20 protein-coding genes are annotated in these 21,778 nt (G+C 64.1%); 15 read left to right on the top strand and 5 right to left on the bottom strand.

Annotated features, from left to right (window positions below; all coding sequences use genetic code 11):
- Window positions 1-33: 33 nt before the first annotated feature.
- From HV773_RS13065 to HV773_RS13005, 13 genes are all read left to right on the top strand, one after another.
- Window positions 34-1,506, top strand: a complete 1,473-nt coding sequence (locus HV773_RS13065; protein WP_227875487.1) for a 2-hydroxymuconic semialdehyde dehydrogenase — start codon at window positions 34-36, stop codon at window positions 1,504-1,506.
- Window positions 1,503-2,336: a 2-keto-4-pentenoate hydratase gene (locus tag HV773_RS13060; RefSeq protein WP_129563557.1), complete on the top strand. Its 834-nt coding sequence runs from the start codon at window positions 1,503-1,505 to the stop codon at window positions 2,334-2,336. The genes HV773_RS13065 and HV773_RS13060 overlap by 4 nt, the downstream gene beginning before the upstream one ends.
- Window positions 2,333-3,274, top strand: a complete 942-nt coding sequence (locus tag HV773_RS13055) for an acetaldehyde dehydrogenase (acetylating) (protein WP_129563556.1) — start codon at window positions 2,333-2,335, stop codon at window positions 3,272-3,274. Before HV773_RS13060 ends, HV773_RS13055 begins: the two co-directional genes overlap by 4 nt.
- A 14-nt stretch (window positions 3,275-3,288) precedes the next feature.
- Window positions 3,289-4,329, top strand: coding sequence for a 4-hydroxy-2-oxovalerate aldolase (dmpG, locus tag HV773_RS13050; RefSeq protein ID WP_129563555.1), 1,041 nt, complete (start codon window positions 3,289-3,291; stop codon window positions 4,327-4,329).
- A complete protein-coding gene (locus tag HV773_RS13045; protein ID WP_129563554.1) occupies window positions 4,326-5,111 on the top strand; it encodes a 2-keto-4-pentenoate hydratase in 786 nt (261 codons plus the stop codon). Before dmpG ends, HV773_RS13045 begins: the two co-directional genes overlap by 4 nt.
- The gene (locus HV773_RS13040; protein ID WP_129564414.1) at window positions 5,111-5,539 is read left to right on the top strand and encodes a RidA family protein; all 429 of its coding nucleotides are present in this window, start codon (window positions 5,111-5,113) and stop codon (window positions 5,537-5,539) included. The genes HV773_RS13045 and HV773_RS13040 overlap by 1 nt, the downstream gene beginning before the upstream one ends.
- Window positions 5,540-5,563: 24 nt before the next feature.
- Window positions 5,564-6,088 carry a 3-hydroxyanthranilate 3,4-dioxygenase gene (locus HV773_RS13035; RefSeq protein ID WP_129563553.1) on the top strand — a complete coding sequence of 175 codons (525 nt, stop codon included), beginning with the start codon at window positions 5,564-5,566 and terminating at the stop codon, window positions 6,086-6,088.
- 21 nt (window positions 6,089-6,109) lie between these two features.
- Window positions 6,110-7,120, top strand: coding sequence for an amidohydrolase family protein (locus HV773_RS13030; protein ID WP_129563552.1), 1,011 nt, complete (start codon window positions 6,110-6,112; stop codon window positions 7,118-7,120).
- Window positions 7,117-8,346 carry a kynureninase gene (gene kynU / locus HV773_RS13025; RefSeq protein WP_129563551.1) on the top strand — a complete coding sequence of 410 codons (1,230 nt, stop codon included), beginning with the start codon at window positions 7,117-7,119 and terminating at the stop codon, window positions 8,344-8,346. Before HV773_RS13030 ends, kynU begins: the two co-directional genes overlap by 4 nt.
- 54 nt (window positions 8,347-8,400) lie before the next feature.
- Window positions 8,401-9,813, top strand: coding sequence for an amino acid permease (locus HV773_RS13020; RefSeq protein WP_162497827.1), 1,413 nt, complete (start codon window positions 8,401-8,403; stop codon window positions 9,811-9,813).
- A 545-nt stretch (window positions 9,814-10,358) separates the two neighbouring features.
- Complete coding sequence (locus HV773_RS13015; protein WP_160113473.1) at window positions 10,359-10,937, top strand: DUF2459 domain-containing protein; 579 nt, start codon at window positions 10,359-10,361, stop codon at window positions 10,935-10,937.
- Window positions 10,938-11,553: 616 nt separating this feature from the next.
- Window positions 11,554-11,889 carry a hypothetical protein gene (locus HV773_RS13010; protein WP_129563549.1) on the top strand — a complete coding sequence of 112 codons (336 nt, stop codon included), beginning with the start codon at window positions 11,554-11,556 and terminating at the stop codon, window positions 11,887-11,889.
- Window positions 11,890-12,403: 514 nt separating this feature from the next.
- Entirely contained in the window at window positions 12,404-12,568 is a 165-nt protein-coding gene (locus HV773_RS13005) for a DUF1328 domain-containing protein (RefSeq protein ID WP_129563548.1), read from the top strand.
- A 100-nt stretch (window positions 12,569-12,668) separates the two neighbouring features.
- Here HV773_RS13005 and HV773_RS13000 read toward each other — a convergent pair whose 3' ends face one another.
- On the bottom strand, window positions 12,669-13,559 hold the full coding sequence (locus HV773_RS13000) for a LysR family transcriptional regulator (RefSeq protein ID WP_129563547.1): 891 nt from the start codon (window positions 13,557-13,559) through the stop codon (window positions 12,669-12,671).
- A gap of 173 nt (window positions 13,560-13,732) precedes the next feature.
- On the opposite strand from HV773_RS13000, the gene HV773_RS12995 reads away from it, so the two are divergent.
- Window positions 13,733-15,679, top strand: coding sequence for an alkyl/aryl-sulfatase (locus HV773_RS12995; RefSeq protein WP_129563546.1), 1,947 nt, complete (start codon window positions 13,733-13,735; stop codon window positions 15,677-15,679).
- 42 nt (window positions 15,680-15,721) lie between these two features.
- Here the strand turns inward: HV773_RS12995 and HV773_RS12990 are convergent, their stop codons facing one another.
- From HV773_RS12990 to HV773_RS12975, 4 genes are all read right to left on the bottom strand, one after another.
- Window positions 15,722-16,783: an MBL fold metallo-hydrolase gene (locus HV773_RS12990; protein ID WP_129563545.1), complete on the bottom strand. Its 1,062-nt coding sequence runs from the start codon at window positions 16,781-16,783 to the stop codon at window positions 15,722-15,724.
- A 125-nt stretch (window positions 16,784-16,908) separates the two neighbouring features.
- The gene (locus HV773_RS12985) at window positions 16,909-17,970 is read right to left on the bottom strand and encodes an NAD(P)-dependent alcohol dehydrogenase (RefSeq protein WP_129563544.1); all 1,062 of its coding nucleotides are present in this window, start codon (window positions 17,968-17,970) and stop codon (window positions 16,909-16,911) included.
- A gap of 74 nt (window positions 17,971-18,044) precedes the next feature.
- A complete protein-coding gene (locus tag HV773_RS12980; protein ID WP_129563543.1) occupies window positions 18,045-19,508 on the bottom strand; it encodes an acyl-CoA reductase in 1,464 nt (487 codons plus the stop codon).
- Between the two features lie 52 nt (window positions 19,509-19,560).
- Window positions 19,561-21,012: a phenylacetate--CoA ligase family protein gene (locus tag HV773_RS12975; RefSeq protein ID WP_129563542.1), complete on the bottom strand. Its 1,452-nt coding sequence runs from the start codon at window positions 21,010-21,012 to the stop codon at window positions 19,561-19,563.
- A 349-nt stretch (window positions 21,013-21,361) separates the two neighbouring features.
- Here HV773_RS12975 and HV773_RS12970 point away from each other — a divergent pair.
- On the top strand, window positions 21,362-21,778 hold a 417-nt coding region (locus HV773_RS12970), incomplete at its 3' end, for an electron transfer flavoprotein subunit beta/FixA family protein (RefSeq protein ID WP_175195296.1).

Here is a 21,778-nt window from a genome sequence, read left to right as displayed (position 1 = left end):
TGGTGTGAACACATCAATCGAGCAGGAGGCGTTGTGATTCAAGAGGCATCGCGGCTATTGCGGCACTATATCGACGGCGAATTTGTTGCCAGCGCAACGACATTCGACGACCTGAGTCCGGTGGACGGCACGCTTGTCGCGCGCGTATGCGAAGCCGACGAAGCCACCGTCGACCGCGCGGTGCAGGCGGCGCGTGCGGCGCAGCGCGCGGGCTGGGGCGAGACCACGCCCGCCGGGCGCGCAGCGTGGCTCACGCGCATCGCTGACGGCATCGAAGCGCGCTTCGAGGAGTTCGTGGCGGCGGAAGTGGCCGATACGGGCCGCCCGCTGGCGCAGGCGCGCGCGCTCGACGTCGCGCGCGGCATCGCGAACTTCCGTACCTTCGCAGAGTTGATTCGCGGCGCGCACAGCGAATGCTTCGAGACTCACACGGCGGACGGCGGCCAGTACTTGAACTACGTGACGCGCAAGCCGCTCGGCGTGGTGGGCATCATCTCTCCCTGGAATCTGCCGCTGCTGCTGTTCACGTGGAAGGTCGCGCCCGCGCTTGCAATGGGCAATTGCGTGATCGCGAAGCCTTCGGAGGAAACGCCGGGCACGGCCACGCTGCTGGCCGAGGTGATCCACGCAGCGGGCCTGCCTAAAGGCGTGTTCAACCTGATTCACGGTCACGGCCAGAATTCGGCTGGCGAATTTCTCACGCGCCATCCCGGCATTTCCGCGATCACGTTCACCGGCGAATCGCGCACGGGCAGCGCGATCATGAAAGCCGTTGCGGACGGCGTGAAAGAGGTTTCGTTCGAACTGGGCGGCAAGAACGCGGCGGTCGTGTTCGCCGATGCGGACTTCGATGCGGCCGTGGAAGGCGTGCTCAAGTCGAGCTTCACGAACGCGGGCCAGGTGTGTCTGTGCAGCGAGCGCGTGTACGTCGAGCGGCCGATCTTCGAGCGCTTCGTCGCGGCGCTCAAGGCGCGCACCGAAACGCTGCGCGTGGGCGCGCCGAGCGACCCCGCGACCACGATGGGGCCGTTGATCTCGCGCGGACACCGCGACAAGGTGCTTTCGTACTTCCGCCTCGCGCTGGAGGAGGGTGCGAACGTGGTGACGGGCGGCGGCGTGCCCGCGTTCGGCGACGCGCGCGATGCCGGCGCGTTCGTGCAGCCGACCATCTGGACCGGCCTGCCCGACACGGCGCGCTGCATGCGCGAGGAAATTTTCGGGCCAGTCTGCCATATCGCGCCATTCGATACGGAGGACGAAGTGATTGCGCGCGTGAACGACAGCGCTTATGGGCTGGCGGCCAGCGTCTGGACCACCCACCTCGCGCGCGGGCATCGCGTGGCGAAGCGCATCGAGACCGGCATCGTCTGGCTCAACGCGTGGTTCGTGCGCGACCTGCGCACGCCGTTCGGCGGCACCAAGCTCTCGGGCATCGGCCGCGAGGGCGGGCGTCATTCGCTCGACTTCTATTCGGAATTGACCAACGTGTGCGTGAGGGTGGCATGAGCACAATCGACCTGAACGCCGCGCAAGCCATCGCGCGCCGGCTGCGCGAAGCCGAGGCGTCCGGCGTGCCCTGCGCGCCCGTGCGCGGCGATATCGAAGCACTTGGCGGCGACTCGCTCGCAGCCGCGTATGCGGTGCAGCGCATCAACACCGAGCATCGGCTCGCGGCGGGCCGCCGGCTCGTGGGCCGCAAGATCGGCCTCACTTCGCCGGCCGTGCAGGCGCAGCTAGGGGTGGCGCAACCCGACTTCGGCATGTTGTTCGACGACATGGCGCTGGCCGACGGCGAACCCATCGCGCTCTCGCGCACGCAGCAGCCGAAGGTGGAGGCCGAGATCGCGCTCGTGCTCGCCCACGACCTGCCGCACGAGCGCCACACCATTGCCGATCTGCTGCGCGCGACGGCCTATGCGCTGCCCGCCATCGAAATCGTCGGCAGCCGCATCGCGGGCTGGGACATCCGCCTCACCGACACGGTGGCCGACAACGCCTCCAGCGGCTTGTTCGTGCTCGGCAACCGGCCCGTGAAGCTCGACGCCTTCGACGCCGCTTTCGACCCGATTGCGTGCGGCATGGTGCTCGAGCGACGCGGCGAGCCGGTGAGCGTGGGGGCGGGCGCGGCCTGCCTCGGCAACCCGCTCTACGCGGCGCTCTGGCTTGCCGACACCATGGTGCGCGTGGGCGCGCCGCTCGCGGCGGGCGACATCGTGCTCACGGGCGCGCTCGGCCCCATGGTGGCGGTCGCGCCCGGCGACGTGTTCAACGCGCATATCGAAGGCCTCGGCAGTGTGAGCGCTTCCTTTTCCCTGCAACCGGAATCCGCGCCATGAAAGATAACGACAAGCTCGGCGTCGCCATCATCGGCTCCGGCAATATCGGCACCGATCTGATGATCAAGGTGCTGCGCAACGCAAAGCATCTGACTATGTCCGCGATGGTGGGCATCGACCCGGACTCGGACGGCCTCGCGCGCGCCGCGCGCCTGGGCGTGCCCACCACGGCGCAAGGCATCGAAGGGCTCGTGGCGATGCCCAATTTCGGCGAGATCCGCATCGCCTTCGACGCGACCTCGGCCGGCGCGCATGCGCATCACGCGCAAGTGCTGCGCCAGCACGGCGTGCGCATGATCGATCTCACGCCCGCCGCAACTGGACCGTTCGTTGTGCCGGTGGTGAACCTGTTCGAGCATCTCGACGCGCCCGATATCAACATGGTCACGTGCGGCGGCCAGGCGACCATTCCCGTCGTGCATGCCATCTCGCGCGTGGCGCCGGTGCGCTACGCCGAGATCGTGGCGTCCATCGCGAGCCGTTCGGCGGGACCGGGCACGCGCGCCAACATCGACGAGTTCACGCAGACCACGGCGCGCGCGCTGGAGACCGTGGGCGGCGCGGCGCGCGGCAAGGCGATCATCGTGCTCAATCCGGCCGAGCCGCCGCTCATGATGCGCGACACCATCTACTGCCTCACCGACGAAGACGCCGACACCGAAGCTATCGAGCGCTCGGTGCGCACGATGGTGGCGGCGGTGGCGAGCTACGTGCCGGGATACCGGCTCAAGCAGGCCGTGCAGTTCGACCGGTACACGGCGGCGAACCCGCTCGCGATTCACGCGAACGAGCGGCGCGCGGGCCTGAAGGTAAGCGTTTTTATCGAAGTGGAGGGTTCGGCGCATTACTTGCCGAGCTATGCGGGCAATCTCGACATCATGACCTCGGCGGCGCTGGCTGCCGCCGAGCAGATCGCGGCAAGCCGCGTGGCGGCATGAAGGGGACCACGGCCATGACCGGAAACACCAAGAAAATCTATGTCTCGGACGTGACGTTGCGTGACGGCATGCATGCGATCCGCCATCAGTATTCGCTCGACCAGGCGGTTGCGATCGCGCGCGCGCTCGACGCGGCGGGTGTGGACAGCATCGAAGTCGCGCACGGCGACGGTCTTTCGGGATCGAGCTTCAACTACGGCTTTGGCGCGCATACCGATCTCGAATGGATTGAGGCCGTAGCGGGTGCGGTCGAACGCGCGAGCGTGGCCACGCTGCTCCTGCCCGGCATCGGCACGGTGCACGATTTGCGCGCCGCGTGGGATGCGGGCGCGCGCATTGTGCGCATCGCCACGCATTGCACGGAGGCCGACGTCGCGAAGCAGCATATCGAATATGCCCGCGAGCTCGGCATGGACACAGTAGGATTCCTGATGATGTCGCACATGACGACGCCCGACGCACTCGCGGCACAGGCGAAGCTCATGGAAAGCTACGGCGCGCTATGCGTGTACGTGGTCGATTCGGGCGGCGCGCTCAATATGCGCGACGTGGCCGAGCGCTTCGACGCGATGAAGGCCGTGCTCGATCCCGCCACGCTGACGGGCATGCATGCGCACAACAATCTGTCGCTCGGCGTGGCGAATTCGATCGTCGCGCTCGAACATGGTTGCGACCGCATCGATGCATCGCTCACGGGCATGGGCGCGGGCGCGGGCAACGCGCCGCTCGAAGTGTTCGTTGCAGCCGTGGATCGCATGAAGCTCAACCACGGCTGCGATGTGAAAAAACTCATCGACGCCGCGGACGACATCGTGCGCCCGTTGCAGGAGCGGCCCGTGCGCGTGGACCGAGAAACGCTCGCGCTCGGCTATGCGGGCGTCTATTCGAGCTTCCTGCGCCATGCGGAGGCGGCGGCTGCGAAGTACGGGCTCTCGGCGTTCGAGATTCTCGTCGAGCTGGGCCGCCGCCGCATGGTGGGCGGCCAGGAGGACATGATCGTCGACGTCGCGCTCGATCTCGTCAATGCGCGCGCCGCTGCGAAGGAGGCCGCATGACCGACCTCGACGTCATCGCCGGCCGTCTCGATGCCGCTGCGTGCGACGCCGCGCCGATTGCGCAACTCGCGCTCGGCGCGACGCTCTCGCTCGATGAAGCGTATGTCGTGCAGCGCGCCTCGATCGAGCGGCGCATCGATCGCGGCGAGAGCGCGGTGGGCGTGAAGCTCGGCTTCACGAGCCGCGCGAAGATGGTCCAGATGGGCGTGGACAGCCTGATCTGGGGCTGGCTCACCGACGCGATGCTCGAAGAAGACGGCGGCCATGTCGCGCTCGGGCGCTTCATCCATCCGCGCGTGGAGCCCGAAGTGTGCTTCCTCACGAGCCGCGACATCGACCGGCCGCTCACGCTGCTCGAAGCCGCGCAGTATCTGGACGCGGTTGCCCCGGCGCTGGAGATCATCGACTCGCGCTACCGCGATTTCAAGTTCTCGCTCGAAGACGTGGTGGCCGACAACTGTTCGTCGGCGGGGCTCACGATCGGGCCGTGGACGCGCCGCTTCGATGCGCTCGCCAATGCGGGCGTGGTGATGCGCATGAATGGGCGCGTCGTGCAGGCGGGCTCCACTGCCGCGATTCTCGGCCATCCGCTGCGCTCGGTCGTGCAGGCCTCGCGCCTCGTCGCGCATAGCGGGCTCGTGCTGCCGGCCGGCTCGCTGATCATGGCCGGCGCGGCGACGGCGGCGCATGCCCTGGCGCCCGACACGCATGTCCACTGCTTCGTCAACGGACTCGGCAGCACCGAATTCATCACACAACACAGCGCACAGAAACTTTCATGATGAACGAAACGACACCTCAAGCCCGCGTCGTGCCCGGCAAGGCCAAACCGCGCGGGCGCTTCCCGCACATCACGCGCGCGGGCGACTTCCTGTTCGTCTCGGGCACCAGTTCGCGGCGTCCTGACAACAGCATCGCGGGCGCATCGGCCGACGAACTCGGCGCGGTGACGCTCGACATCCGTGAGCAAACGCGCGTGGTGATCGAGAACATTCGCGACATTCTTCGCAGCGAGGGCGCGGACCTTTCGAACCTCGTCGAGGTCTCGTCGTTCCTCGTCAGCATGAACGACTTCGTTGGTTACAACGAGATCTACGGCGAGTACTTCGACGAAACCGGCCCCACGCGCACGACGGTGGCCGTGCATCAACTGCCGCATCCGCATCTGCTGATCGAGATGAAAGCGGTGGCGTACGCGCCGAAACGATAAACCCGCTGCGTGGAGCAAAAAACCATGTTGACCTATGGCCGGCCGTTCAATTTCCAGCGCTGGATCGACGAGCATGCGCACTTGCTCAAGCCGCCCGTCGGCAACCAGCAGGTCTGGCAGGACAGCGATTTCATCGTGACCGTGGTGGGCGGGCCCAATCATCGCACCGATTATCACGACGATCCGCACGAGGAATTCTTCTACCAGTTGCGTGGCAACGCGTATCTGAACTTGTGGATCGATTCGCGCAAAGAACGCGTGGACCTGCGCGAGGGCGATGTGTTCCTGCTGCCGCCGCACGTGCGCCACTCGCCGCAGCGGCCAGAGGCTGGCAGCGCCTGTCTCGTGATCGAGCGGCAGCGCGCGCCGGGCGTGGTAGACGGCTTCGAGTGGTACTGCGATCACTGTGGCCATCTCGTGCATCGCGTGGAGGTGCAGTTGAAGAGCATCGTGAACGACCTGCCGCCGCTGTTCGAAGCGTTCTACGCGAGCGAGGCGCAGCGCCGCTGCCCGCAGTGCGGCCAGACCCATCCGGGCAAGGCTGGGTGAAATGTAATCGACCATCAGACCATGACACTTCGAATCGACATGCACTCGCATTTCTTCCCGCCCGTGACGCGGGAAGAGGCCGCCGCACTAGACGCCGGGCAAGCGCCGTGGCTGCGCATCGACGCGGACGGCGAACGCGGCACCATCATGACGGGTGAGCGCGCATTTCGCCCCGTGCATCGGGCCTTGTGGGACCCGGCGGCGCGAATCGCCGAACTGGACGCGCTGGGCGTGGACCAGCAACTGATCTGCGCGACGCCCGTGATGTTCGGCTATCGCAACGACGCGACCAGCGCGCACGAGTGGGCCATGCGCATGAACGAGCGCGCGCTTGAGCAATGCGCATACGCGCCCGCGCGATTGAAGCCGCTCGCGCAAGTGCCGCTGCAAGACGTCGACCTTGCGTGCCGGGAAGCGACGCGTGCGTACCGCTCGGGCCATCACGGCGTGCAGATTGGCAATCACCTGGGGCCGCGCGATCTCGACGATGCCCACCTCGTGACCTTTCTCACGCATTGCGCGAACGAAGGGATCCCGGTGCTCGTGCATCCGTGGGACATGATGACCGACGGGCGCATGAAGAAGTGGATGCTGCCGTGGCTCGTTGCGATGCCGGCGGAGACGCAACTGAGCATCGTCTCGCTGATTCTTTCAGGCGCGTTCGAGCGCATTCCGAAGTCGCTGAAGCTGTGCTTCGCGCATGGCGGCGGCAGCTTCGCGTTCCTGCTCGGGCGCGTGCAGAACGCGTGGGAGCAGCGCGACATCGTGCGCGAAGATTGCCCACATCCGCCCATTTCCTATGTCGAGCGCTTTTATGTCGACAGCGCGGTGTTCGACCCGCGCGCGTTGCAACTGCTCGTGGACACGATGGGCGAGGACCGCGTGATGCTCGGTTCCGACTACCCGTTCCCGCTGGGCGAGCAAAGAATCGGCGACCTCGTGGCGGACCATCCCACGCTGGGCGCGAGCGCCAAGACAAAAATTCTCGGCGCCAATGCACAACGCTTTTTCGGTTTGACGGAGACAAAATGATTACACGTGAACACTGCGCCATACTCGACGCGGGCGATCCCCTCGCGCATTGCCGCGCGCGCTTCGACCTGCCGCCCGAGACGATTTATCTCGACGGCAACTCGCTCGGCGCGATGCCCGCCAACGTGCCCGCGCGCATGAAGATCGCGCTGGAGGAGGAGTGGGCGCAGGGCCTCATCCGCTCGTGGAACGACGCCGACTGGTACCCCGCGCCGCAGCGCACCGGCAACAAGATCGCGAAGCTGATTGGCGCGGGGCAGGACGAAGTCATCGTGGCCGACTCGACCTCGGTGAACCTGTTCAAGGTGCTGGTGGCCGCGACGCGCATGCGCGAGGGCCGCCGCGTGATTCTGGCCGAGCGCACCAACTTTCCCACCGATGTCTATATCGCATCGAGCGTCGCGCAGATGACGGGATGCGAGTTGCGCTGCGTCGACCCCGACGAGGTGCTCGCGAGCATCGACGAAACGGTGGCGATCGTTTCGCTCACGCACGTGAACTACAAGAGCGGCAAGCGCTACGACATGGAGGCCGTGACGCGCAAGGCGCACGAAAAGGGCGCACTGGTGGTCTGGGATCTGTGCCACTCGGCGGGCGCGATGCCCGTGCATCTGAACCGCTGCGAAGCGGACTTCGCGGTGGGCTGCGGCTATAAGTATCTGAACGGCGGCCCGGGCGCCCCCGCATTCGTGTTCGTCGCGAAGCGCCATCTGCCGGACATGCGCCAGCCGCTCACGGGCTGGCACGGCCACGCGAAGCCGTTCGAGTTCACGCACGATTACGCGCCGCACGCGGGCATCGACCGCATGCTCACGGGTACCGCGCCGCAACTGGGCGTGATCGCGCTGGAGGCGGCGCTGGAAGCGTTCGAGGGCGTCGATCTCGAAGTGCTGCGTGCGAAAAGCGTGGCGCTCGGCAACCTGATGATCGATCTGGCCGACCAGCAACTCGCGGGTCTCGGCTGCACGCTCGCCTCGCCGCGCGATGCCAGCCAGCGCGGCAGCCAGGTCTCGCTCGCGCACGAGCAGGGCTATGCGGTCATGCAGGCGCTCATCGCGCGCAACGTGATCGGCGATTTTCGGGCGCCGGACATTCTGCGTTTCGGCTTCGCGCCGCTCTACGTGCGCTATATCGACATCTGGAACACGGTTGCGGAGCTCAAGAACATTCTGGAAACGCGTGCCTGGGATAACGAAACATTTCTCACGCGCAAATCGGTAACCTGACCGACGTACGGACGGACTACGGGAAGGAATACGGCAGGACGACAGAGGAGACACATGATGACGCAACAACGCAGCTTCGACGCCATCGTCGAGCGGGAGAAAGGATTGCGGCGCGGCTTGTCGACGGCGCAGCTTTCGATGATCGCCATTGGCGGAGCAATCGGCACCGGGCTCTTTCTCGGCAGCGGTTTCGCCATCGGCTTCGCGGGCCCGAGCGTGCTCGTGAGCTACGCGATCGGCGCGCTGATCGCGCTGCTGCTGATGGGCTGCCTCGCCGAAATGACGGTGGCGCATCCCACCTCCGGCTCGTTCGGCGCATACGCCGAGCACTATATCGGGCCGCTGGCCGGCTTCCTCGTGCGCTATGCGTACTGGTCGTCGATCGTGTTCGCGGTGGGCACCGAAGTCACCGCCATCGCGGTGTACATGAAGTACTGGTTCCCGGCGATCCCGGGCTGGTACTGGATCGTGGGCTTCTCGGCGGCGCTGATCGGCGTGAACGTGGTGAGCGTGAAGGTGTTCGGCGTGGTCGAGTATGTGTTCTCGATGCTCAAGATCGCCGCCATCGTGGCGTTCATCGTGCTGGGCGCGTGGGTCGTGTTTGGTGCGCCGTCGGGCTCGGGCATCGGCTTTGCGAATTACACCTCGCACGGCGGCTTCTTTCCGAAGGGCGTGTGGGGCATGTGGGTGGCCGTGATCGTCTCCATCTTCAGCTACTTGAGCATCGAGATGATCGCGGTGGCGGCGGGCGAGGCGCACGATCCGCACAAGGCTGTTACGCGCGCGTTTCGCGCGACCATGCTGAGGCTGGTGTTCTTCTATCTGCTCACACTCGCGCTGATGCTCGCGATCGTGCCGTGGACGGCTGCCGGCACCAACGGAAGCCCGTTCGTGAAAGTCATGGCGGCGACGCACGTGCCGGGCGCGGCCGGCGTGATCAACTTCGTGATTCTGGTGGCCGCGCTGTCGGCGATGAATAGCCAGCTCTATATCACCACGCGGATGATGTTCAGCCTTTCGCGCGCGGGCTATGCGCCGAAGCGCCTCGGACAGCTCAATGCGCAGGGCGTGCCGGTGGCTGCGCTGCTGCTCTCGGCGATTGGCATTGCGCTCGCCACCGTGCTCAACGTGCTGTATCCCGATGCATCGTTCATGCTGATGATGTCGGTGTCGATGTTCGGCGCGATGTTTACGTGGCTCATGATCTTCGTGACGCATGTGTTCTTTCGTCGTCAACACGCCGGTCGCACGCTGGCGTTCCGGATGTGGGGGTATCCGGTGACTTCGCTGCTGGGGGCGGGGCTCATGACCGCCGCGCTCTTGACGACCTTTGTGACGCGCGAATTCCGCATGACCTTGCTGTGCGGCGTGCCGTTTCTGGTGGCGCTCACGCTGGCTTACTGGTTCTGGTATCGCGGACGGGCGCAGGAGGCGGGCGCCGAGGCGGTGCATGCGCCGGGGCATTGATTGGGTATGTGACGCGGGAGCCATTTTCAACCGCGAGCGTTTTGACCGGGTCGACATTTGCACAGGTGATTTCCGGCACGTCTGCGAAAGTTTTCTCGAGTGGAAGTATGAGCAGCTCATCTATCGCAAGGGACACACGATGTTTGAGGGGCGGGATGAAGTTCACAGGCTGTCGAAGCGACGCTACGAAGACGCGAGCAGGCACGCAAAGCGCTACAGAATGAATGTCGTCCAGAGGATCCGTATGCCTTGGCTGCCGAAGTGAGTGACGGCGCGAATGACATATGGATCGTGACGGCGGCTTACGAAGGATAGTTCAACGCCGAGACCCGGGACGGCTGCTTCACTGCTGAATTGCCGTGCCACAGGATCGTTCAGGCGACTGGGTTATGAGATCAATTGCAGCGGCGGCTCCGCTAGATCGGAAAGGGATGAGGCGATCGCGATCAATTCACTATGGATGGCTAAATATTGGCGTGCAATGTGCGTTTATATCCGCGCTTGTGGCATGCTCGGCCGTGCCTTTGCAACCGTCTGCCGGTCCCATGGTTTCGACGGTTGTCGTTGCAAGGCGTGGGTGGCATACCGATGTATGCGTTCGAAGCGAAGACGCGGGTCAGTTAGCGTCGTCGCTCGCAACGGAGTTCAATGGGGCACGCTATCTATGTTTTGGCTTTGGCGAACGGCAATATGTCGTCATGCGCACCCAAAACCCGTTGACGGCGCTGCGTGCGCTGTTTCCCAGCCGGGCGGCTGTGTTGATGACGGTGTTGCGCGATGCTCCGGCGGAGGCATTTGGCGTATCCAATGTGGCCGCGCTTGAGGTCACCCGCGCGGGTTTGAGCGGACTCGAAGCGTTTCTGCAACGGTCGATACAGAACGATGCCTCGGGAGGACCCATGCGGCTTGGCGAAGGTCCATATCCGGGCAGTGAATTTTTCGCCGCGACCGGGACATATGATGCCTTCTATACATGCAACAGCTGGACAGCGGATGCGTTGCGATCGGCGGGGTTGCCGGTGGATGGTGCCGTATTGTTAGCTGGCGATCTGATGCACCGAGTGAGGCGACTTGCGGATCATCAGCAACTTGCCGCCGCTCTGCGGGCGGGTCGCTCACCGTAGGGGCGGAGCACTAGTCACAGGGAGCGGGACTGCAGGTTGTTGTCGTGCCCTGCTGCGGAATCACGACCGTTGTCTTGTTCGGCGGCGGCGGATTGCTGCTGCTAAACGACAGGCAGCCAGTCAGGAGAAGTGGGAGGAGCAAGATGAGCCAGATTCGTTGCATGATGGTTTCCCCTTGCTGACAGGGTGAGCACGACAGGCACACAGAGTATCGCGTACCGTCGCAGGGCGAGGACAGGGCGACGGTTGGCTTCGGAAGCCGCCGCGATCACCCTTGAGCAAACGTCGCGCAAATTGGGTTCCTGACTCGTCTACCTAGCAAGCGGTCCTGAAAGTGTGTCTCATGGGCGCCTGCGCTCGCCACAGCGGGTTTAGCGCGTTTTTCCTCCGCCATCCAGTCCCGCGCCCTTGCGCCAGACTTCCTTGCCGCGCTCGGAGAGTTCTCCACTGCTGTGGTTGCGGTCCGGTTCGGTATCGGGCACGGCCATCTCACCTGGCGTTGCATCGCGTGTACCCGGCGCCAACGGGCATGCCCGTTGCGGAGCGTCGAGCAGAGGGCCATGGTCTCGCGGGGCGTGGCGACAAGCGACCGGCTCATCTTCACAGGCGATGCGTCGTGGACGAACTGCTGCTGGATTCCGTTGAATTCACTTTTTTCGTGATCGGGTTCGAACACGCCGAGATAGCGTATCGCGCCATGTTCATCGGGACGCTTGCCCTGCCGGTTGTCGTGATCTTCAGATCGGACGGAGGACAGTCCGCGAGGATTGCGTTCGACGTGCATCGCGACATCGCGCAAGCCAAGCACTACATCAACCATGCCGACGTGGTGCGAGACGCGATCGGCCAGGCCACGCGAGATGGTCTGTTCGACCACCCGCCGAAAGGAACGGTGTGCCTCGACGGCGATGCGCAACGATGGGCCGGGGATCTGAAGCTTTCTCAACGATGACATAACGACGGACCGCATGGAGGGCTTCAAGCTGTCGCTGGCTTGCGGGCTTCCGTTGAGGTTGTGTGGGGTTGCGCCTGGCGTGTTGCATTCAGGCATCCTATGCATGAATACGATTGATTCTGAGGTTGCCACATTGCGCGTTCCGCGATTTTTGCGGGGCGCGTGTCGACCTGCGGTGACCGAACCCGGAAGCGGTCGTTGCGCGAAAATCCACGCCGGCTGAATCCCGTGTTGCTCACGCATCGAGCGTCGGACCCAGTTTGTAGCCATTACGCGTAACGCTTGAAACGCATCATTCGGGTGTGCGAGGCACGGCGTGACGTTCGGCCGGCGTGGCGTTCGGCGCGCGCAAGCGAGTGCAAGCGCGCCGGCGCAGCGGGGTGTCTTTGAGGAACGGGCGGCACGGGTATTGCGTAGCTTGGGGCGTAACCGTGTGGAGCGCGGGTTCGCGCGCCCTGGCAGCGACTTTTGCGTTCCGGGTGTCGTGGCCCGCACCGTTCAGGAGCCGACAATGCTTTACTACTCCGTCGTGTTTTTCATCATCGCCGTGGTCGCGGCTGTCTTGGGGTTTGGCGGCATCGCTGCTGGCGCGGCGAGCATTGCCAAGGTCCTCTTTATAATCTTCGTTGTCCTGTTTATTGGCAGTCTGCTATTCGGCGCTTTGACGCGTAGATGATGCCCCGCTCTGGAAGCATCATGGATCTCAACGTCACGCAGAAGCCCATCCATTCCAACCTCGTGCACGGCCGGATGTCGCGCTGTCAGGCACGCAACGTTCAGTCAACTGTTTCGAACGTCGCAATCGCCCTTTCCGCAGCGGGAGACAGCGTACGGTGCGCAAGGTAAGCGATCGAATATTGCACGCGCAGTTCCCGAAGGTCGTCGACACGCAATTGAACCAGCTCGCCCGATTCGAGCTCGCGTGTCAGTGCGCGGTTCGGTGCGATAAGCACCACGTCGTCGTGGCTGGCGAGCTCCGCCAAAACGCGGAAATCATTGCTCTCGACGCGCGGCAGAACGTCTTCTCCGGGTCTGCATCGCAGCAACGTGCGCCAGAGTTCGTGTGCAGTGGAGGGTAGCGGTACGGTGGCCAATCTGGCGTCGCGAATCTGCGCGAGGCTGACCGGACTGCCGCACAGCGGATGGGTGGGCCGCACGAAAAGCGCAATCGGGTCGGGCTTCAATGAGCGGACTTCCATCTCGACGGTAAGCGGCATCGTTCGCTCAGCAGCCACAACGAAATCCAGTTGCTCCGCCTGCAACGCCGCGAACAGGGCCTCGCCGCTGTTGACTTCGGCACTGACGCGCAGCTTCGGCCAGTCGCGCTGCATGACCCGCAGCACCGGCGACAGGAACATCGCGCCCGCAAACGGGCCGAGCCCGAATCGCACGCTTCCCATTTCGTTTTGCTGGACGAGTTGAAGATCCCGCTCGAGACAGCTCGCCTCAAACAGAATGCGCCTTGCCCGCTCCAGCACCATCTGGCCCGTGGACGTCAGCGTGACGCCGCGCGCCGCGCGGTCGAACAGCGGAAGGCCGGCTTCGTCCTCGAGCGTCTGGATACTGCGCGTCAAGGCCGGCTGGGTGCGGTTGACGCGCCGCGCGGCGGCGGCAAAGGTGCCTTCCTCCACCAGCGCCACCAGATGTTCCAGTCGCTTCAGGTTCACGGACTAACCTTTTTTGCATGGATCGTATCAAAAGTTCTCATTTGAATTATACGGTCGTTGAGGCTGAAATAACCCTCGTTGCCCCTCTCAGCCTTGCAGGCGGCATGGCTGTTTTCGGGTATTGATCAGACTAAACGGGCTGGCACCGTTACAACGCGGTCGGAATTCAAACCATGTCGCAAATTCATCAAGATCAAGCTGTCGAACCCCGGCAGATCGAACGCGGCGCCACGCCGGCAACGGTATTGGCGCACGAACAGGCCATTCGCGGGCTGCCCCCGGAAGATCATCTCGACGAAGAGGAGGCCCGGCGGGGCTTCATCGGCACCGTGCCCGACGCGGAGGTTCGCGATGCTTACGGCAGGCTCGTATGGGGCCTCGGAGACTACGCATTCCTGAATGATCCGGTGGCGCCCGCTACGGCGCATCCCGCGCTGTGGCGCCAAGCCCGGCTGAATCTGATTCACGGCCTCTTCAAGGTGACCGAGCGCATTTACCAGGTCCGCGGCTTTGATCTGGCCAACATGACGATCATCGAAGGCGATTCGGGGCTCATCATCATCGACCCGCTGACTTGCCGCGAAACGGCGGAAGCGGCGCTGAATCTGTATTTGAGCCATCGCCCGGTAAAGCCGGTGGTCGCCGTGATCTACAGCCACAGTCATGCCGATCACTTCGGCGGCGTGAAGGGCGTCACGAGCGAAGCGGACGTGCGCGCAGGCAAGGTCAGCGTGATCGCGCCCGAAGGCTTCATGGAGGAAGCCGTTTCCGAGAACGTCATGGCGGGCGCCGTCATGTGGCGTCGTGCGCAGTTTCAGGGCGGCACCTCGCTCGCGCGCAACGCCTGTTGCCAGATCGATGCCGGGCTCGGCAAGACGGGGCCGCGCGGCACCATCACGCTGATCGAGCCGACCCAGCTGATTCGGCAAGAAACCGAAACGCACGTGATCGACGGAATCGAAATCGTCTTCCAGTTGACGCCCGAGAGCGAGGCGCCCGCTGAAATGCACTTCTTCTTTCCTCAACTTCGTGCCTTGAATCTGGCCGAGAATGGCACGCGCACGTTGCACAATCTCTGCCCGTTGCGCGGCGCGCAGGTTCGCAATGCGCGTTTGTGGTCGCGCTATCTGAATGACTCGCTGGAACGCTACGCGCCTCACGCCGACGTCGTGTTCGCTCAGCATCACTGGCCCACCTGGGGCCGCGCGCGCCTTACCGCCTTTATCGAGCAGCAACGCGACCTGTACAAGTTCCTGCATGACCAGACTGTGAGAATGATGAATCACGGCCTGAGCGGCATTGAGATTGCGGAGCGGATGCAACTGCCCGAAAGCCTCGCTTCGCAATGGCACACGCGCGGCTATTACGGAACGGTGTCGCATAACGTCAAGGCGATCTACCAGTTTTACCTCAGTTGGTACGACGGCAATCCCAGCAACCTGCATGCGCTGCCGCCGGAAATGTCGGGCCCGCGTTACGTCGAATACATGGGCGGCGCGCAGGCCATGATCGAGCGGGCGCGCCAGGACTTCGAGCGCGGCGAGTACCGTTGGGTTGCGCAGGTGATGAATCACCTCGTATTCGCCGAGCCGGGGAACACAGCGGCGCGCGAACTGGGCGCGGCGGCGCTCGAGCAGATGGGGTTTCAGACCGAATCGGCTACATGGCGCAACGCGTTTTTGCTCGGTGCGCGTGAGTTGCGCGAGGGGCGTGGGAGCACGGCCGCGGTGGGGGGGCGTAGCGCCGATATGGTCTGCGCCATCAGCGACGCATTGTTTTTCGACTATCTCGCCATACGCGTCGACGGCTTGAAGGCGCAATCCCTGCACTCGCGCTTTGCGTGGCATTTCACCGACACGGGCAAACGCTACGCACTGAATCTGCAAAACGGCGCCTTGACGTGCTCGGAGATGCCGCTTGCAACGACTCGTGCAACGCCGCCCCACGTGACGGTCTCGATGTCGCGCGCCACGCTCAACCGGATCATGCTGGCTGAAACGACCTTTCCGGAGGCCATTGAGCAAGGGCACATCGTGCTTGAAGGCGAAGCGGATCGATTCACGGCGTTGCTGCAAACGCTGGATCGCTTCACGGGGGATTTCAATGTCGTCGAACCTTGATTGACGCTCGCGGCTGACGGCAGGCGCATCACGGCCTGCCCCTCAGATTGCGCGATACCAGGCGACGCCGTCGTCGTCCTCGTGGCGGCGCGCCATGCCCCGCTTCACCAGATAATTCAGGTGCGCGATGCTTTCGCCGGTCGCGAGGCCATAGGTCGACGCATCCTCTTGTGCGATTGCGCGGCCGAACAGCGTAGTGAACGTGTCGATGGCGCGCTTCGGCTCCCGCAAGGCGGCGTGCAGGCGTTCGAGCGCGTTCCGTTGGCTGGTTTCCAGGCGCGTGAGACGGGCGTGAAGCCCTGTGAACGGTTCGTTGTGCGCGGGCAGCACCAGTACGTCGTCGGGCACGCGCCGGCGCAGTGCGTCGAGCGAATCGAGCCAGGCGGCCATGGGGTCCGCGTCGGGCTCGCTCGGCAGCACGGAGATATTCGACGAGATGCGCGGCAGCACCTGATCCCCCGAGATGAACAGCTTCAGCGACGGGCAGTAGAGGCATGCATGCTCCGGCGTGTGCCCCGCGCCGACGACCACGTGCCACTCGTGCTCGCCGATCGCGATGACTTCCCCGTCGTGCATGCGCCGGTAGCTCGCGGGCAGCGGCGAAAGGAGCCGGCCAAAGCTGCCGAAGCGCTTGCGATACGCGTCGATGGCGGGTTTGTCCCAGCCCGCGCGCCGATAAAACGCAACGGCGTCGTCCGGCGCTGCCTGGCCGGTATCGCCGGCCAGCATCCGGCATTGCAGATACTCGGTGCGCGTCATCCACAGGCGGCACCTGTGCTCGCGCGTGAGCCAGCCGGCCATGCCGACATGGTCGGGATGCAGGTGCGTGACAATCACGCGCGCGACGCCAGCCGAGAGCGGCCCCGCGAGCAGCGCGCGCCAGTTCTCGATGGTCTCCTCGTTGCCGAGGCCGGTATCGACGAGCGTGTGCCTCCCGCCGTCTTCGATGGCCCAGACGTTGATGTGCGCGAGCGACATGGGTAGCGGGAGGCGCATCCAGCGCACGCCGGGCGCGATTTCGTGCGCTTCGCCGCGCTCGGGCGGCGCGCCGCAGGGATAGGCGAGACCATGGCCTGCCGTGTCGCTGTGATTCCCATCGTTCATTGCTGCGTGCCCCCTCTGCTGGAATGGTTCGATAGTCGCGTAGTTTTTACTTGTACAACGCTTTTCCCGCGCGGTCACCGCTCGTTTGGAGGGGGGAGGGGTACCGGCAGCGTGCGCCCGCCGGTTCAGTCCGTCTTGACGTCGTGCAGCGTCGCCATGTCGATGACGAAGCGGTATTTCACGTCATTAGCCTGCATCCGGGTGAATGCCGTGTTGATCTCGTGTACATCAACGATCTCGCAGTCGGGCAGCACGTTGTGTTCGGCGCAGAAGTCGAGCAACTCCTGGGTTGCCGGCAGGCCGCCGATCAGCGAACCGGCGATCGACCGGTTGTTGATCACCAGCAGCGCGCCGTGCACGGCTTCGAGCGGTTCGAGCGCGCCCACCAGCACGAGCACGCCATTGCGGCCGAGCAGCATCAGATAGGGGTTGACGTTGTGCCTGGTCGGGATCGTGTCGAGGATGAAGTCGAAGCGATTGGCCGCGGCCTGCATCGCCTTCGGGTCTTTCGAGAGCAGGACGTCCGATGCGCCGAGCGCGCGCGCGTCGTCGGCCTTGCTGGCCGACGTGGTGATGACTGTCACCTCGGCGCCGAGCGCGACGGCGAGCTTCACGGCCATGTGTCCGAGGCCGCCGAGCCCGACGACGGCAATCTTCGAACCCTCGCCGACGCCATAACGGCGCAGCGGCGTCCAGACGGTAATGCCGGCGCACAGCAGCGGACCGGCGTAGCGTACGTCGAGAGCGTCGGGCACGCGCAGCACGAACTGCTCGCGCACGACGATGCGCTCCGAATAGCCGCCGAGCGTCGTTTCTCCGGTGTGCCGATCCTTGCCGTTGTAGGTCGCGGTGGGGCCCTTCGCGCAGTTCTGTTCCTGTCCGCCTTCGCAGGACGGGCAGGCCTGGCAGCTGTCCACCAGACATCCCACCGCGACGCGGTCACCCGGCTTGTAACGGGTGACATGGGCGCCCACCGCGCTCACGCGTCCGACGATCTCGTGGCCCGGCACGCAAGGGTAGACCGTGGTGCCCCAGTCGTTGTGGACGGCATGCGCGTCGGAATGGCAGATGCCGCAATAGTCGATGTCGATGGCGACGTCGTGCTCGCGCAGGGCACGCCGTTCGATGTGCATGGGGGTGAGGTCGGCGTGCGCCTCGCAGGCGCCAAAGGCTTTGCAGGTAGTCATGGATGATGGTGTGAAAGTTCGTGCCGCACGCCGTGAAAGTTCGGTGGCGTGCGACGGGATTGAGAAGGTGGGGCTTACGCCTCGATGGAGGGCCGCATCCACGGCGCGGCCGATGTTTCGGGCGTGGCAATCTGGTTCGAGATCCATTTGCCCATGCGGCGCAGCGGCTCGATGGCGTCTTGCGGCGCGGCCCATTTCATCGCTGCGGCGTAGCCGAGCGAGACAATGCGTTGCGCGCCGTAGAGCGGCAGCCTGTCCTTCAACTCGTCCTTGAGGCTCTCTGGGTAGATGCCGACGGTTTGCGTATAGGCGTCGACGGCGGCCATGACTTCGTCCAGCGAATCAACAGGCACGAGGTTGGCGGTGCGGTCGTCGAGCGACGCGGCAAAGGCGACAGGCTCGGGAAGCTGCGAGCAGATGATCGCGCCTTCGCCGTCTTTGCCGCCGATGACCTTGTACCAATCGTCGTCGAGTCGCAGAGCGTCAACTTCGGCCTTCAGCGCCGGGTCGTAGCGTTTGGGCGCGGTCGAAAGCGTGTTGGGCAACCCGAGCATGGCTTCGTACACGTACTGGCCGAGCCGGTTGAGCCTGGCGAGTCCCTCCGCGTCCGTGCCGCTCTGCACGTACACGACGCGCGCGCACACGCAGCCTTTCTGGTTCAGCGCGCCGATGTCGCTGGCGAGCCGCAGCGCCGCTTCGCGCATCGACGCATCGCTTTCGAACGTGTCGCGGCCGATGATGCTGGCGCTGCGCTTGGGGTCGAGCGAGATCAACTCGAGGCCGGGCTGAATATAGCGGGTGACGTGCTTCATCGACGCATAGCCGCCCCACGCAACGATCTTCTCGAGGTTTTGCGGCTGATACAGGCGCTCCTCGAACGCGGTGTCGCCGCCCTTCCAGTAGGCGACGCTCAGATGGCGCGTCAACGGGTGATCGGGCGCCATGTCGATCATCGTGCGTGCGATGGCGAGGGCAGTGAACGGGTCGTTGGAGGGCGCCTTGATGATGGCGTCGCTGCGCAGCACCATGTTGCGAATGATCGTCAGCAAAGACAGGCTCGTCGCATTGCCGGCTACGATGTGCAGCGTGCGCGCACCGAAGCAGCGCACTTCGAGTTCGGTGCCGTCGATGAGCCTCTGCTTGACCCAGCCTTCGAGGTGTTTGATGCCCACCGTGCTTTCCACGGCCTCCGTGATCGCGGCGCGGGAGAGCATGTTGCGCAGGCCCAGGTAGCTGCCCTTGACCATCGTCGGCGTGACGGGCGCGGTCCGGTACGACAGCTCGCAGGCTTGATGCAAATGCGGATTGGTCGCCAGATCCAGGCGCTCGCCGAGCGCTTCGGCATAGTCGAGGATGTCGGCGAAGCTCAGTGCGTACAGGTCGGCGAGCCGCGCCGGGTTGCCTAGCGGCAGTTTGTCGAGGTATCGATGCGCGTCGGGCGTGAGAAAGGTCAGGTCGCCGCCACGGCCGCCGACTTCGATCAGATTGTCGGTGATGACGTTGCCGCGTATGACCATCGGGGCGATGGGAAGACTCATGGTGTCAGGTCTCGATTCAGGTTTTTGATTCAAAAATTCGATCGGGTTAGCGTCATTCCACGCTGTTCAGGAAGTCCATTGCTTCGCGATGCGAACCTTCCGTGGCCGCGCAGGTGATCTTGTCGTCGCCGCCGTTTTTCTCGCTGTAGCGCTGGATCGCGCCCGTGATGTAGCGGCTTGGGCGGCCGCAAGCGCACGGCTTGTCCCATTCCACAGTGACTTCGTCGCCGGTGATGAAGCCGCCCCAGTGAACATCGGCGCCGAGGTCGTAGAAGGCGGCGCGGCCGGTTACGCGTCCCGCGCGCGGCAGCGGCCGGCTGGTCTCGGGGTCGAGTACGAACGGGATTACGGTGTGCGCGAAGTGGTAATTGCCGTGTTCGCAGCGCGGGCTCGATCCACTCACGAGTTCGGACATCGCGTAGGTCTCGTTCAATTGCTTCGCGCCCGTGAAGCGCAGCACATCCTCGCGCCATCCTTCTGGCTGCGTCACGCCTTTCGCACCACCCGTGGTGGATATATAGGAATCCGGATGGAATACGGATTCGAGGCCCCGTTCGAGCCCTGCCTTTGCCATGCCGTGCAGCAGATTCCACGTGGCGCCGATATAGACGCGCTTGCCACGCAATTTCGTCGCCATTTCCTCGAAGAAGGTCGAGAGATGGGCCGGCATGTCGGCCTGCTGCTGGTCGAAAATTTTCTTTTTGGCGAGCAGCTCGGGGCTGATCTCGAGCCGGTCCAGTGTGCCTTTCGCACGGGCGGCGCGCAGCCGCGCACCCAGATGCAGCACGTCGGTCGAAAGCGTCGCTGGGTAGGCGGCGTGAAAGTGGCCGGCGTCCGGCAGCAGCGCGCGGATGAAAAATTCGTTCGCGCGCACATGGCTCAGGTAGCCCTTGCGAAAGTAGGGGTACACCGTGTGCAGGTCCGGGTCTGCCATGTCCGGACCCGTCTGGGCCCAGACGTAGAGCTTGCGCACGTCGCAGGCCTTTTCCCATTCCCGCACGCTGTTGGGCAAGAAGGACAGCGTGCCGGAGGTTCCGGACGTATGACTCACGCGCAATTCGGGTACGGCATCGTCCATCGTGTCGAACCACTCGTCGAGGCCTTTGCAGCCGCTCACGTCCGCGGCGGCAATGCGGGCCGCCAATTCGGGCGTCACGAGCTTGCCGAGCCATCGGTTGATGTGAGCGAACTGCTTCTTTTCAAGCAATGAAGGTGGGTAGGACTTGAAGACGGTGTGTTCGAAAAGCAGCGGTACGACGTCGTTTAGTGCGTTGACATTCGTTACGCCCTCGGCATCGGCGAGTTTCGAAAGCACCGGCACGCGGTTGCGTAGCTGTGCAAAGCGATGCTTGAGTGCGTGTAGCTGAATGGCGTCGATGTCGGCGCGCGGCAAGTGCTGCCAGGCGTGGCAATTATGGCCCGCGAGCGCGGCGGGATTATTCAGTAGCAGTTCGGTCTTGTGTTCGAGGGCCAGTTCGCTGGGGGGCGTTTCGCCAGGTGTCATGGATCGACTCGCAGATAAAGATGAATAAGCAAACTTGCGTCGTTTGTCCGAGGGTCAGTATAGGCATGCGGCCTGGGGTTTCGACTCCGGATTCCAGTGCTTCGGATTGTGTTGTAAATCACTGATTTAAATGAGGAAATGCGTATTTCATGAGGCGGTGGCTCCGTCTTTTTGCGTGAAGGCTTCGCCCACGGGCAGCGGAATCCGTAAGAAAAGGGCGGTTGGGCCCGGATGCTTGCACACCCCCTCAATTGGGTGGGGGCGCATGCGTCAGTCGCGGCGTATTCTTCGCTCACAACGGGATATCGGCGCGGCTTGCGTCAACGGCGCGCCCAGACAGGAGAGTTTCGTGAAGGTACTGGTAGCAGTGAAACGAGTGACGGATGCCAACGTGAAAGTTGGCGTGAAGTCGGATGGCACGGGCGTCGATATCGCTAACGTGAAAATGTCGATGAATCCGTTCGACGAAATCGCTGTTGAAGAGGCGGTTCGTCTGAAGGAAGCCGGTGTGGCGACGGAAGTGATCGCCGTGTCCGCCGGTGTCGCGCAAGCGCAGGAAACGCTGCGCACGGCGCTGGCGATCGGCGCAGACCGCGCGATCCTCATCGAGTCGAATGAAGACCTGCAGCCGCTCGCCGTCGCGAAGCTTTTAAAGGCCCTCGTCGACAAGGAGCAGCCGCAACTGGTGATCCTCGGCAAGCAGGCCATCGACGACGATTCGAACCAGACCGGCCAGATGCTCGCCGCGCTGGCGAACCTGCCGCAA

Origin of the sequence: Paraburkholderia caffeinitolerans, assembly GCF_902859945.1 — a bacterium.
GTDB classification, from domain to species: Bacteria; Pseudomonadota; Gammaproteobacteria; order Burkholderiales; family Burkholderiaceae; genus Paraburkholderia; species Paraburkholderia caffeinitolerans.
The sequence above is the reverse complement of the archived record's forward strand: the minus strand, read 5'-3'. Positions and strand labels throughout refer to the sequence as shown.

Coding starts and splice junctions, on each gene's coding strand:
- HV773_RS13030 (WP_129563552.1), top strand. CDS start 6,110: ATGACACTTCGAATCGACATGCACTCGCATTTCTTCCCGCCCGTGACG.
- HV773_RS13055 (WP_129563556.1), top strand. CDS start 2,333: ATGAAAGATAACGACAAGCTCGGCGTCGCCATCATCGGCTCCGGCAAT.
- HV773_RS13015 (WP_160113473.1), top strand. CDS start 10,359: ATGGTTTCGACGGTTGTCGTTGCAAGGCGTGGGTGGCATACCGATGTA.
- dmpG (WP_129563555.1), top strand. CDS start 3,289: ATGACCGGAAACACCAAGAAAATCTATGTCTCGGACGTGACGTTGCGT.
- HV773_RS12980 (WP_129563543.1), bottom strand. CDS start 19,508: ATGAGTCTTCCCATCGCCCCGATGGTCATACGCGGCAACGTCATCACC.
- HV773_RS12985 (WP_129563544.1), bottom strand. CDS start 17,970: ATGACTACCTGCAAAGCCTTTGGCGCCTGCGAGGCGCACGCCGACCTC.
- HV773_RS13005 (WP_129563548.1), top strand. CDS start 12,404: ATGCTTTACTACTCCGTCGTGTTTTTCATCATCGCCGTGGTCGCGGCT.
- HV773_RS13040 (WP_129564414.1), top strand. CDS start 5,111: ATGAACGAAACGACACCTCAAGCCCGCGTCGTGCCCGGCAAGGCCAAA.
- HV773_RS12990 (WP_129563545.1), bottom strand. CDS start 16,783: ATGAACGATGGGAATCACAGCGACACGGCAGGCCATGGTCTCGCCTAT.
- HV773_RS13045 (WP_129563554.1), top strand. CDS start 4,326: ATGACCGACCTCGACGTCATCGCCGGCCGTCTCGATGCCGCTGCGTGC.
- HV773_RS12995 (WP_129563546.1), top strand. CDS start 13,733: ATGTCGCAAATTCATCAAGATCAAGCTGTCGAACCCCGGCAGATCGAA.
- HV773_RS13060 (WP_129563557.1), top strand. CDS start 1,503: ATGAGCACAATCGACCTGAACGCCGCGCAAGCCATCGCGCGCCGGCTG.
- HV773_RS13020 (WP_162497827.1), top strand. CDS start 8,401: ATGATGACGCAACAACGCAGCTTCGACGCCATCGTCGAGCGGGAGAAA.
- HV773_RS12975 (WP_129563542.1), bottom strand. CDS start 21,012: ATGACACCTGGCGAAACGCCCCCCAGCGAACTGGCCCTCGAACACAAG.
- kynU (WP_129563551.1), top strand. CDS start 7,117: ATGATTACACGTGAACACTGCGCCATACTCGACGCGGGCGATCCCCTC.
- HV773_RS13035 (WP_129563553.1), top strand. CDS start 5,564: ATGTTGACCTATGGCCGGCCGTTCAATTTCCAGCGCTGGATCGACGAG.